The following is an 11,949-nucleotide window of genomic DNA, read 5'->3' as shown; positions in this document are numbered from 1 at the left end:
ATCAGTGCAGCGTACGCGGGATGGACAGGGTGAAGGTCGGGATGGGCGCCTCGAACTCCGTGCCGTCATCGGCCAGCATCTGGTAACTGCCGCCCATGGTGCCGACCGGCGTCTCCAGCACCGCGCCGGAGGTGTATTCGAAATCGTCGCCGGGCCGCATCCAAGGCTGCTCGCCGACCACGCCTTCGCCGGTCACTTCCTCCACCTTGCCGTTGGCGTCGGTGATCATCCAGCGGCGGGTGAGCAGGCGTGCGGGCATCTCGCCGGCGTTGCGCAGGGTAACGGTGTAGGCGAAAACGTAGCGATTGTCACCGGGCTTCGATTGATCGGGGACGAAGCGGGTTTCGACCTGCACGTCGATCGTGTAGGAAGATTTTTCAGTCATGCCGGGATTGTAAGGCCTGCCGCCGCGAATGGGGCGGGCAGCGTCGCGACCGCGCTGCGGTTTCCGCGTTCAGGGGTTGCCGTAGATTTTTGCCAAGCGCACGAAATCGGCCGGGGCGAGGGTTTCGGCACGCGCCTTCGGGTCGACGTCGGCGCGACGGATCGCGTCGGCGTCGAGCAGTTGCCGCAGCGCATTGGCCAGCGTCTTGCGGCGCTGGCCGAACGCGGCCTTGACCACGGCATGGAGATGTTCGGGCGGCGCATCGTGCAGTTCGTGGGCCGGTAACGGCAGCAGCCGCACCACCGCGGACTCCACCTTCGGCGGCGGGCGGAACGCTTCCGGCGGCACGTCGAACAGCGGTTCCACGCGACAGGCCAGCTGCAGCATCACCGACAACCGGCCGTACACCTTGCTGCCCGGTTCGGCGGCCATGCGCTCGACCACCTCCTTCTGCAGCATGAAGTGCATGTCGGCGATCGCCGCGGCGTGCTCGACGCAGTGGAACAGGATCGGGCTGGAGATGTAGTACGGCAGGTTGCCGGCGATGCGCAGCCTCGGCACGCCGTGGCTGTGGGCGAGCGCGCTGAAGTCCACCTTCAGCACATCGGCGTGGATGATGTGCAGTTCGCCCGTGGTGGCGGCACGCGCCTGCAGGCCGGGGATCAGGTCGGTGTCCAGCTCGATCGCGGTGAGCCGGCCGGCCACCGCCAGCAGCGGCAGGGTCAGCGCCCCCTCGCCTGGGCCGATCTCGACCACGAAGTCCTCCGCCCGCGGCGCGATCGCGCTGACGATGCGGTCGATGTAGCGCCGGTCGTGCAGGAAGTGCTGGCCGAAACTTTTCTTGGGGCGCGCGTTCATCGGTTTGTTTCCGGTGGGGGTGGCCCCTCACCTCGTTCCTCTCCCCGGCGGGGAGAGGATGGATGAGTGGCGCAGCGCGCCACGAGTTCCAATGCCATGTTCGCCGCGGCGATCAGGCTGGCCGGATCGGCGCGGCCGCTGCCGGCCAGGTCCAGCGCGGTGCCGTGGTCGACCGAGGTGCGGATGAACGGCAGGCCGAGGGTGAGGTTCACGGTGCGGTCGAATGCCTCGCTCTTCAGTACCGGCAGCGCCTGGTCGTGGTACATCGCCAGCACCGCGTCGTAGCGCGCACGCTGTGCCGGCACGAACGCGGTGTCGGCGGGCAGCGGGCCGAGCAGGTGCATGCCTTCGCCGCGCAGCGCGTCCAGCACCGGGATCACCGTGTCGATTTCCTCGTGGCCGAGGTGGCCGCCTTCGCCGGCGTGCGGATTGAGGCCGAGCACCGCGATGCGCGGCGCGGCGATGCCGAACTTGCGCTGCAGCTCGGCGTGCACGATGCGCAGCGTGCGGGTCAGCGCAGCCGGCGTGATCGCCGCCGGTACCGCCGCCAGCGGCAGGTGGGTGGTGGCCAGCGCCACCCGCAGCTCCGGGCTGGCCAGCATCATCACCACGTCGGCGTGCGCGCGTTCGGCGAAGAACTCGGTGTGCCCGCTGAAGCGGACGCCGGCGTCGTTGATCGAGGCTTTCTGCAGCGGCGCGGTGACCACCGCGTCGTAGCGGCCGGCCATGCAGCCGTCGGCGGCCTCGGCCAGCGTGTCCAGCACGTGCCGGGCGTTGCGCGGATCGGGCCGGCCGGGCACTTCGTCGACGGCCAGCGGGATGTGCTGCACACGCAGCGTGCCGGGGCGCCGCATGGGCGGCGCGCTGCCGTCATCATCGGCCAGTTCGACGGCGAGGCCGCAGCGTGCGGCCGCCCGCTGCAGCAGGTGGCGGTCAGTGATCGCCACCAGGGTTGCCGCCAGCGGCGTGGTGGCCAGTCGAACCAGCAATTCGGGGCCGACGCCCGCCGGCTCGCCCGCGGTCAGCGCGAGCCGGGGCAGTGGCATGGTGTCCAACCGCCTTTATGGCGCGCTGGCGGCGGCCCGATCGTCCGCCGCGCGCAGCTCGGGCACCAGGATGTCGACATAGGCGTTCGAGCGCAGGTCACGCAGGTAGTCGTCGTAGGCCTGCTCGGACTTGCGCGTGCCGATGGCCTGGCGCGCCTGGTCGCGTTCGATCTGCACGGTCTGGTCGCTCTGGCGCTCGCCGAGCCGTTGCAGGATGTGCCAGCCGGCAGCGCTCTGGAACGGCGCCGACACCTGGTTGTCCTTCAGCTGGCCCAGTTGCGCGGCGATGGCCTGGCCCCACGCCTGCGGCGGGAACCAGCCCATGTCGCCGCCGATGTTGGCGGTGGTGTCGTCCTTGGAATTTTCCTTCGCCAGGGTGGCGAAGTCCTCGTGCTTGTCGACGATGCGGTGGTACAGGTCCTGCGCCTTCTGTTCGGCCTGGGCCGGGGTCAGCAGCTCGCTCGGCTTGATCAGGATCTGCCGTGCATGCAGCTCGGTGACCATCTTGCGGCTGCTCTGGCGCTGGTCGACCAGCTTGAGGATGTGGAAACCGGTCGGCCCCCGCAGCGCCGCACTGACCTCGCCGGGCTTCATCGAGGTGATGGTGTCGGCGAACGCGGGCGGGATTTCGTCGAGCCGGCGCCAGCCGAGGTCGCCGCCGTCGAGCGCATCGGGCGCGTCCGAGTAGCGGATCGCGGCGGCGTTGAAATCCATGCCGCCCTTGATCGCGGCCAGTGCCTGCCCGGCCTTGGCCTGGCTGGCCTGGATCGCGGCGGCGTCGGCGCCGCCGGGAATGCTGATCTGGATGTGCGCCAGGTGCACTTCGCCGGCCTTGTAGGTCGGGCTGCTGAGCAGGTTGTCGATTTCGCTGTCGGTGACCGAGACCGAATCCCGCACCACGTTCTGGTGCAGCCGCTGCACGGTGATCTGGTCGGCCAGCTGTTCGCGGAACGAGGCGAAGCTGGCGCCGCTGCGCTCCACCTCGGCACGCAACTGCTCGGGGCTGAGCTTGTTCTGCTGGGCCACGCCCTGGATGGCCTGGTCGACGTCGGCGTCGGAGACGTGGATGCCCTGATCCTGTGCCTTCTGGATCTGCAGGCGCATCAGCACCAGACGGTTCAGTACCTGCTGCTGCAGCACATTCATCGGCGGCAGCTGCTCGGTGTGGCCGGCGTACTGCTGCTGCACCGAGAGCACGGCATCGTTCAGTTCGCTCTGCAGGATCACGTCGTCGTTGACTACGGCCACGATGCGGTCCAGCGGCTGGTTGGCCGGGGCGGCCGGGGTCAGCAGCTGGGCATGGGCGGGGAGCAAGATCGCGAGCGCGAACAGGAGAAATGCAAGGGATTGCTTCATCAGTGGAAAGCCTGATTTCGCCGGGGCGAATGCGTTTATTGATAGCCGAGAATATCACGGCGCAGCAGTGGATCGATTTGGCCGCCGGTGGAGCCCAGTCCCTTGAAAACCACCTCGAACATGACGGCATTGTCGCGATGGTTGGTGTTGCCGCCCGTCGGGGCCGGACCGAAGCCGTAGTAGCTCTGGTTCACGTAGCTGCGCCCCACCAGCCGCAGCGACACGCAGCAGCTGTCGTACTCCACGCCGGCCAGCGCATCGACGCTTTCGCGATCCTTCACCGAATAGGTCCATGCACCCACCAGCCGCCAGCGCTCGGACACCGGGTAGACCACCGAAGCGCCGTATTGTTCCAGCAGGCCGCGACGATAGCGGTAGGAGAAATTGAGGATGCCGTCGGTGCTCAGGCGGCGCTGCAGCTGCACCGCCGCCAGGTCGGTCAAGCGGGTGTTCGGGCTCCACTGGTAGGCGCTGTCCAGCCGCCAGCGCTCGCTGAGCTGCACGTCGAGCTGGGCCACGTAGGCCGAACGGACCCAGTCCGTGCCCAGCACTTTCTGCGGGCTGAAATAGTGGATCTGGCCGATGCTGGCCGACACCCGCTCGACGCCGCCGTCGTCCAGCAGGCGGGTGGTGAGCGCGGCGGTGAGGTTGTTCGCGTCCATCTGGCGGTCGGCGCCGGAGAACTGGTTGGTCGAGAACAACTGCCAGTAGTCGAACGACATCGTCCGGGTGTCGAACAGCGGCAGGTTGTTCTGGTTGCGGTACGGCACGTACAGGTAGTACAGCCGCGGCTCCAGCGTCTGCGTGTAGCTGTTGCCGAACAGCGTGGCGCTGCGGTCGAACACCAGGCCGCTGTCGAGGCTGACGATCGGCAGCGAGCGGCTCGGCGACTGCTGGTCGAACGGCGTGGTCGCACCGCTGCCGAGCAGGCCGTAATAACCGTAATTCCGGTAGCTGCTGTCCAGCTGGTAGGCGGTGTAGCGATAGCCGAGCCGCGGACGCACGAACCAGGCCGAACTGCCGAAGTCCGCTTCCAGGTAGGGGTAGAGGTCCTCGCGCTGGCCCTCGACGAAGCCGGTCTTGCGGAATGCCACCGCCGAGCTGTCCACGCCGAATTCCAGCCAGCGCGACAGCGGCACGTCCATGCTGAACTTCGCGTACGGCAGCTGCTTGTACGGCAGGCTGCTGTCGGTCACGAACGGATTGACGTTCTGGTAGATGGTGCCGCCGAAGGAGGCGTTCCACCACTTGCCGCCGCCCGCGATCGTGGCGTTGGAGGCCAGCGTGTAGACGGCCGAATGGGACAGGGCGTCGCCGTAGTCGTACAGGTAGCTGCTGTCCGAGGCGTGGTTGTACGAGCCCACGAACTGCCAGCCTTTCCACAACTGCGTGCTGTCGGCGAACTTCACCAGGTAGCGCGAGTCGCCCTTGGTGTCGGCGAGGCCGTCGCTTTTGCCGTGGTCGTCCGGCACGTATTCCACGTTGAGCTGGCCGCGGCTGCCCGGCGTCAGGTAGCGGAATTCGCCGGCCAGCATCGCGCCGCGCGCGCTGTAGTAGCGCGGATCCAGCGTGGCGTCGTAGTTCGGCGCCAGGTTCAGGTAGTACGGCGTGCTGATCTCGTAACCCGAGCGGCTGGTGTGGCCGATGGTCGGGTAGAGGAAGCCGGTCTTGCGGCGGTCGTCGACCGGGAAGCTGAAATACGGCAGGTACAGGAACGGCACGTTGCCGAGGCGCATGGTGGCGTTGCGCGCCACGCCGACGCCGGTTTCCTTGTTGATGGTGATCGACTTGGCGCGGAACTCCCACAGGTGGTGGCCGACGTCGCAGGTGGAGTAGGTGGCCTGCGAGTAGCGCGTGTGCTGCGCATCCAGCATCTGGCCCTGGCCGGCCGTGCCGTTGCCGCGCGCGTCGAGCATCTGGTAGCGCACGTCGTTGGCGACGCCGCGGCTGGCGTCGGTGTTGCCGCGCATGCTCGAGGCGGCCAGCAACTGGCCGGCGTCCTGGTAGCGCACGTCGCCGCGGGCGTCGTAGTCGGTGTTCTGGTCGTTGTAGTCGATGCGCTCGGCCTGCAGCTGCTGGTCGGCACGCTGCAGCTTCACTTCGCCGGACAGGTGATAGACCGACCGGTTGGAGCTGTCCACGTGCTGCGCCTGCACCAGGGTGGGGCTGGTCTCGCGCAGGCTGGTGTCCCTGCCCAGGCTGGGATCGTAGAACTCCAGCAAGGCGTTGGGCCGGCACATCGCGTAGTTGAGCGGGCGCGGCGCACAGTGGAACGAACCCAGCGGACAGGCCTGGTCGGCCGGGGCGGTGGGGTGGGCGGGCGGAACCTGGGGGCTGCTGGCATCGGCCTGGCCGCCGAACAGGGCCAGGGCGGCGGCGACCGCCAGCAGGCGGCGTGGAGGTAGCTTGGGCGTCACGGGAAATCTGCCGGCTTCGAAGGCTCGTTAAGCTAACAGAAAGACCCCCGGGGCGGCAGGTGAACGTTTTCTCGCTGCACGTCGGGATTCAGCCTGGGCGGGTGCCGAGCGGGGAAATTCGATGCGGAATGCAGCGCGCCGCACGGCGCCTTACTCGACGAGGGCGCCGACGTGCGCGCTCACGCTGGTCGCCAGCGCGGCCAGGTCGTAGCCGCCTTCCAGGGTGGAGACAAGCCGCCCACCGGCGTGTGCGTCGGCCAGCGCCGCCAGGCGTTCGGTGATCCACGCATAGTCCTGGTTGCCCAGCCGGATGTCGGCCAGCGGGTCGTTGCGGTGGGCGTCGAAACCGGCCGAAACCAGCACCAGCTGCGGCTTGAACGCATGCAGCCGCGGCAGCAGCACGCCGTCCCACAGCTCGCGGAACTCGTGCGAGCCGGCGCCGGGCGACAGCGTGCCGTTGACGATGTTGCCCACGCCGCGCTCATCCTCGCGGCCGCTGTCCGGGTACAGCGGCCACTGGTGGCTGGAGGCGAACAGTACGCGCGGCTCGCGCTCGAAGATGTCCTGGGTGCCGTTGCCGTGGTGCACGTCGAAGTCGGCGATGGCGACTCGCTTGAGCCCATGTGCGGCCAGCGCGTGGGCGGCGCCCACCGCGACGTTGTTGAACAGGCAGAAGCCCATGGCCCGCTCGCGTGTGGCGTGGTGGCCGGGCGGGCGCACCGCGCAGAATGCGCGCAGCGCGGCACCGCCGAGCACCGCGTCGACCGCCGCGACCACGGCGCCGGCCGCGCGCAGGGCCGCCTCGGTCGAGCCGGGACCCATCACGGTGTCCTGGTCCAGGGCGAGCATCTCGCCCGCCGGCGCGCCGAGCAGGACCTCGCTGAGATGTGCCGCGCCGTGCACGCGCAGCAACTGCTCGCGGGTGACCGGGGGTGCCTCGAGGCGGTCGAGCGCGGCGAAGCGGTCATGGTCCAGCGCCCGCAGGATCGCCTGCAGGCGCGCCGGCCGCTCGACGTGTCCCGGGCCGGGATCGTGCTGCAGGCAGGCAGGATGGGTGTACAGCCGCAGCATGGCGGCGGACCTAGGTCGCGGAAGGCTTGCGGCGGCGCTCGTGCTGCCACAGCACCTCGCCGTGGCCGCTGGCGCGGGCCAGCACGCGCGAGATCACGAACAACAGGTCGGACAGCCGGTTCAGGTAGCGCTGCGGCTGGGTGCGGATCTGCTCCGTCCGCGACAAGGTGATCACCGCGCGTTCGGCGCGACGGCACACGGTGCGCGCCAGGTGGCCGCAGGCCGCGGCCATGCCGCCGCCGGGCAGGATGAACTCCTTCAGCGGCGGCAGCGGTTCGTTGAGGCTGTCGAGGATGCGCTCCAGCCGTTCGATGTCGCTGTCCTCGACCAGCGCCATGCCCGGGATGCACAACTCGCCGCCGAGGTCGAACAGGTCGTGCTGCACCTGGGTCAGCGCCTCGCGCACTTCGTCATCGACGCCGTCGGCAGCCAGCAGCATGCCGATCGTGCTGTTGAGCTCGTCCACCGTGCCGTAGGCGTTGACCCGCGGCGAGTCCTTGCCCACGCGCGAGCCGTCGCCGAGACCGGTCGAACCGTCGTCGCCGGTGCGGGTGTAGATCCGCGAGAGGCGGTTGCCCACGTCAGTGCCGGGCGTGGCTGCCGCGCGGCGCGGCGTGCGCCAGCTGGGTCGCCAGCACGTGCAGCAGCGCGCCCAGCGCCACGTAAACGGCCGTGCCGGCGAGGAACGGCAGGTACCAGTCGCCGAGGTTGCCGAGCCACGCGCCGAAGCTGCGCGGCGCGGGCACGCTGGCGCTGATCCAGTAGAAGCTGCCGTTGGAGACCAGGTAGCACACGCCCTCGGCCACCAGCAACGCACCGGCTGCGAGGGCCAGCGTGCGCAGGCCCAGGCCCTGCTGGCGCTGCGCCAGCCAGCTGCCGCCCAGCCACAGCGCGCCGTAGGAAGGGACCAGGAACCAGTAGGCCGGCGACACGCAGTAGTGGCTCCAGAAGTCGACGCCCTGGCCGCTGATCACCAGGTAATCCACCAGCACGGCCTCGGCCATCAGCAGCGGGAAGGCCCAGCGGCCCTGCCCGCGCAGCCAGAAGCCGGCGAGGAAGAACACGCCCCACGAGGCGTCCCACAACGCGTGGTGCAGCAGGGAGGGATGGAAGCGGGTGACGCCCATCACCAGGGCCAGGCCCAGGAAGATGGCCAGGCGTCGGGTCGTTGAGGTTGCCATGCGGGACTCCGTGCAGCTCGGCGGGATACAGGTCTGCCAGTTTAGCCCAATGCGACCGGCCCGATGTGTCGGCGTCGCGCCGGCGCGTATCATCCGTCGCATGAACCCTTCCGCATCCCCTGCAGGCGGCAGCGTGTTGGTCATCGGCGGCGGCCTGGTCGGCGCCAGCCTGGCGATCGCGCTGGACGCAGCCGGCATCGCCGCCACCCTGGTCGAGGCCGCCGCGCCGCGCACCGATGCTCAGTCCAGCTACGACGAGCGCAACCTGGCGCTCGCCCGTGCCACCGTCAACGGGCTGGAGGCGATCGGCGTGTGGCGCCACGCCGCCGCCCATGCCACGCCGATCCGCCACATCCACGTCAGCCGCGCCGGCGAGTTCGGCAGCGCACGCCTCGACGCGGACAGGCACGGCGTCGACGCGCTGGGCTGGACCTTGCCGGCGCGCGAACTCGGCGCGGCGCTGCTGCGCCGGCTCGACGAATGCACCCGGCTGACCCGGCTGGCGCCGGCGAAACTGGCCTCGCTGCAGCCGTTGTCCGGCGGCTGGCGCGCCCAGGTCGAAAGCGCCGACGGCACGCGCAGCCTCGACACGCCATTGCTGGTCGGTGCCGACGGCACGCAGTCGTTCGTGCGCGCTCAGCTGGGCATCGACGCCGAAAGACATGACTATCGGCAGACCCTGTTCGTTTGCACGGTGACGCCCGAACGCGGGCACGCGCACCGGGCGTGGGAGCGCTTCTCCGATGAAGGGCCGGTTGCCCTGCTCCCGCTGGCCGAGCGCCGCTGCGGCCTGGTGCTCACGGTGGCGGGCGCCGAGGCCGACGCGGTCGCCGCGCTGGACGACGCCGGTTTCATCGCCCTGGCGCAGCGCCGTTTCGGCTGGCGGCTGGGTCGGCTGAGTCGCCCGGGCAAGCGGCATCCGTATGCGATCCAGCGGGTCGCGGCCACCCGCTTGACCGCGCCGCACGCGGTGCTGGTGGGCAACGCCGCGCAGACCGTGCACCCGATCGGTGCACAGGGTTTCAACCTTGGCCTGCGCGATGCGCTGACCCTGGCCGAGCTGGTCGCCGCCGCGCCCGATCCGGGCGCAGCCGATCTGCTGGCGCGCTACGCCGCGCGGCGCGCGCCGGACCGCGAGGGCACCATGGCGATGAGCCACGGCCTGGTGCAGCTGGCCTGCCTGCCGCAACCGCTGCTGGCGCCGCTGCGCTCGCTGGCCCTGCTGGCCTGCGACCGCTTGCCGCCGCTGCAGCGCGCGCTGGCGCGGCGAGGCATGGGCTTCCGCGGCGAGCCGCCACGGGCGGTGCTGGAGCGCCTGCCATGAACACGCCATTGCAGGACATGCCTTCGCGCCGCCGCGCGCCCGCGCTGGACGTGGCCGTGGTCGGCGGCGGCATGGTGGGCGCCGCCGCGGCGCTGGCCCTGGCGCGGGCTGGCTTCAGCACCGCCCTGCTGGAGGCCCGCGCTCCGGCGGCCTGGGACGCGCGTGCCGAAGTGGACTTGCGCGTGGTCGGGTTGGCACCGTCGTCGGTCGCGCTGCTCGACGAGTTGGGCGTCTGGACGTCCATTCGCGACGCTCGCGTCGGCCCGTACACGCACATGCACGTGTGGGATGCCGAAAGCGGCGCGGCGATCGACTTCGACGCCGCCAGCGAGGGGCGCGACCGGCTCGGCTGCATCGTCGAGAACAGCCTGGTGCAGTGGACGCTGTGGCAGGCGCTGTCGGCAGCCGGCGTGCGCGTGTCGTGTCCCGCCGAGGTGAAGGCGTTCGAGGCGCGCGAGGACCGCATCCAGCTGGAACTGGCCGGCGGCGAGACCCTTTCCGCCGGGCTGCTGGTGGCAGCCGACGGCGCCGGCTCGCCGCTGCGCGCGCTGGCCGGCATCGGCACGCGCGGCCGCGACTATGCACAGCGCGCGGTGGTGGCACACGTCGCCACCGAGCGGCCGCACCAGGACACTGCATGGCAACGCTTCCTGCCGGGCGGGCCGCTGGCGTTGCTGCCGCTGGCCGACGGGCGCAGCTCGATCGTGTGGTCGCTGCCGGAGGCCGAGGCGCAGCGCGTGCTGGCGCTGGATGAGCAGGCTTTCCTCGATGAGCTCGGCGTGGCCAGCGACTTCCGGCTCGGCCGCATCTTCGCCACCACGCCGCGCGCGGCGTTCCCGTTGAAACTGCAACTGGCCGAGCGCTACCAGGCCGAGCGTTTCGTGTTGCTCGGCGACGCCGCGCACGCGGTGCATCCGCTGGCCGGGCAGGGCGTCAACCTGGGCCTGCGCGACGTGGTCGAACTGCGCGACACGCTGCTCGACGCGCGTGCCGCCGGCCGCGACATCGGCGCTGCCCACGTGCTGCGTCGCTACGCGCGCCGCCGGCGCAGCGCCGATACGCTGGATGCGCTGGGTTTCGACGCGCTGGCGCGCATCTACGCGTGGCAGTCGCCGGCACTGGTGGCCGCGCGCGGCATCGGCGTACGCCTGCTGGATCGGCTCGCGCCGCTGAAGCGGCAGCTCTCGGAGCACGCTGCCGGACTTTGAGCCTTTACCCACCCCTGCGACCGAAGGAAGTCCCTTTGGGACAAGCGGGGGAGGGAGTCAACCCTGACGGAGGATCGACCATGCGTATCGCCCGACTCTGCTGTCTGCTGTTGTTCGCCGGTTCAAGCCTTGCCGCCCAGGCGAAGATGGTGCATCGCCCGGTCGAGTGGACGCAGGACGGCACCCGTTTCCACAGCGTGCTGCTCTACGACGACGCGTCGAGCGCGAAGCGGCCGGGCCTGGTGATGGTGCCGAACTGGTACGGCATCAACGACGTGGCCGTAAAGAAGGCCGAGATGATCGCCGGCAAGGATTACGTGATCCTGCTCACCGACATGTACGGCGCCGACGTGCGCCCGCAGCCGGGCAACGCGGCGCAGGCACAGGCGGCGGTGAAGCCGTTGTACGGCGATCGCGCGCTGATGCGCAAACGGATCAACGTGGCGCTGGACCAGCTGAAGGCGCAGGCGGCCAGCGCGCCGCTCGACGCGTCGAAATTGGCTGCGATCGGCTTCTGCTTCGGCGGCTCGGCCGTGCTCGACCTCGCCCGCAGCGGCGCCGGCGTGGCCGCGGTGGTGTCGTTCCACGGTGGCCTGGACACCGACGACCCGACGCTGGCGAAGCACATCAAGGCGCGCGTACTGGCGATGAACGGCGCCGACGACAAGGGCACCATGCCGGACGCGGACAAGTTCATGGACGAGATGCGCATGAGTCCGGTCGACTGGCAGTTCGTGGTGATCGGCCACGCGGTGCACTGCTTCACCGAGGTCGGCGAGAACTCGCCCGGCTGCCGCTACGACGAACGCGCCGCCACCCGCAGCTACCGCCTGATGCACGACTGGCTGCGCGCGGCGTTCGCGGGCACGCCGTAGGATTCTTGGTGGACGCGATGGCGCTGGTGGTTATGGAGCAGGGGATTTCATCTGCCAGCGGCAACCGAGTCACTTTTTCTCTTGTGTGACCCGGTAGGAGCGCACGCTGTGCGCGATGTTCTTGCTTTGTTCGAGGCGGGAGTTTTTAGAGCCAAGAGCTTTCGGCTGCCGCAGGGGGACGAAGGCTCTTGAGCTCTTCTCCGGGTACGGAAAGGCGCGACCGCCGTA

At 69.9% G+C, this 11,949-nt stretch carries 11 protein-coding genes; 3 read left to right on the top strand and 8 right to left on the bottom strand.

Going from position 1 to position 11,949, the window contains the following annotated elements; translation table 11 throughout:
- Position 1: 1 nt before the first annotated feature.
- The 8 genes from apaG to R2APBS1_RS15780 all read right to left on the bottom strand — a co-directional run bounded on the left by apaG (position 2) and on the right by R2APBS1_RS15780 (position 8,314).
- The gene (apaG, locus tag R2APBS1_RS15815) at positions 2 to 385 is read right to left on the bottom strand and encodes a Co2+/Mg2+ efflux protein ApaG (RefSeq protein ID WP_007509311.1); all 384 of its coding nucleotides are present in this window, start codon (positions 383 to 385) and stop codon (positions 2 to 4) included.
- A 69-nt stretch (positions 386 to 454) separates the two neighbouring features.
- Complete coding sequence (rsmA, locus tag R2APBS1_RS15810; protein ID WP_007509308.1) at positions 455 to 1,243, bottom strand: 16S rRNA (adenine(1518)-N(6)/adenine(1519)-N(6))-dimethyltransferase RsmA; 789 nt, start codon at positions 1,241 to 1,243, stop codon at positions 455 to 457.
- Positions 1,240 to 2,289, bottom strand: a complete 1,050-nt coding sequence (gene pdxA / locus R2APBS1_RS15805) for a 4-hydroxythreonine-4-phosphate dehydrogenase PdxA (protein WP_007509305.1) — start codon at positions 2,287 to 2,289, stop codon at positions 1,240 to 1,242. The genes rsmA and pdxA overlap by 4 nt, the downstream gene beginning before the upstream one ends.
- A 15-nt stretch (positions 2,290 to 2,304) precedes the next feature.
- A complete protein-coding gene (locus R2APBS1_RS15800; protein ID WP_007509302.1) occupies positions 2,305 to 3,645 on the bottom strand; it encodes a peptidylprolyl isomerase in 1,341 nt (446 codons plus the stop codon).
- Positions 3,646 to 3,680: 35 nt separating this feature from the next.
- On the bottom strand, positions 3,681 to 6,062 hold the full coding sequence (locus tag R2APBS1_RS15795) for an LPS-assembly protein LptD (RefSeq protein WP_015448699.1): 2,382 nt from the start codon (positions 6,060 to 6,062) through the stop codon (positions 3,681 to 3,683).
- Positions 6,063 to 6,212: 150 nt separating this feature from the next.
- Complete coding sequence (locus R2APBS1_RS15790; protein WP_015448698.1) at positions 6,213 to 7,133, bottom strand: histone deacetylase family protein; 921 nt, start codon at positions 7,131 to 7,133, stop codon at positions 6,213 to 6,215.
- A gap of 10 nt (positions 7,134 to 7,143) precedes the next feature.
- Positions 7,144 to 7,713 (bottom strand): cob(I)yrinic acid a,c-diamide adenosyltransferase, encoded by a 570-nt coding sequence (locus R2APBS1_RS15785; protein WP_015448697.1) that lies wholly within the window; start codon positions 7,711 to 7,713, stop codon positions 7,144 to 7,146.
- 1 nt (position 7,714) lies between these two features.
- A complete protein-coding gene (locus tag R2APBS1_RS15780; protein WP_015448696.1) occupies positions 7,715 to 8,314 on the bottom strand; it encodes a hypothetical protein in 600 nt (199 codons plus the stop codon).
- A gap of 100 nt (positions 8,315 to 8,414) precedes the next feature.
- On the opposite strand from R2APBS1_RS15780, the gene ubiH reads away from it, so the two are divergent.
- The 3 genes from ubiH (at position 8,415) to R2APBS1_RS15765 (ending at position 11,721) form a co-directional block, all read left to right on the top strand.
- Positions 8,415 to 9,638: a 2-octaprenyl-6-methoxyphenyl hydroxylase gene (gene ubiH / locus R2APBS1_RS15775; protein ID WP_015448695.1), complete on the top strand. Its 1,224-nt coding sequence runs from the start codon at positions 8,415 to 8,417 to the stop codon at positions 9,636 to 9,638.
- On the top strand, positions 9,635 to 10,846 hold the full coding sequence (locus R2APBS1_RS15770; RefSeq protein ID WP_015448694.1) for a UbiH/UbiF/VisC/COQ6 family ubiquinone biosynthesis hydroxylase: 1,212 nt from the start codon (positions 9,635 to 9,637) through the stop codon (positions 10,844 to 10,846). Before ubiH ends, R2APBS1_RS15770 begins: the two co-directional genes overlap by 4 nt.
- A gap of 80 nt (positions 10,847 to 10,926) precedes the next feature.
- Positions 10,927 to 11,721 (top strand): dienelactone hydrolase family protein, encoded by a 795-nt coding sequence (locus tag R2APBS1_RS15765; RefSeq protein ID WP_007514819.1) that lies wholly within the window; start codon positions 10,927 to 10,929, stop codon positions 11,719 to 11,721.
- Positions 11,722 to 11,949: the final 228 nt, after the last annotated feature.

Origin of the sequence: Rhodanobacter denitrificans, assembly GCF_000230695.2 — a bacterium.
In the GTDB taxonomy this organism is placed as follows: domain Bacteria; phylum Pseudomonadota; class Gammaproteobacteria; order Xanthomonadales; family Rhodanobacteraceae; genus Rhodanobacter; species Rhodanobacter denitrificans.
This window is presented reverse-complemented; position numbering and strand designations above follow the sequence as displayed.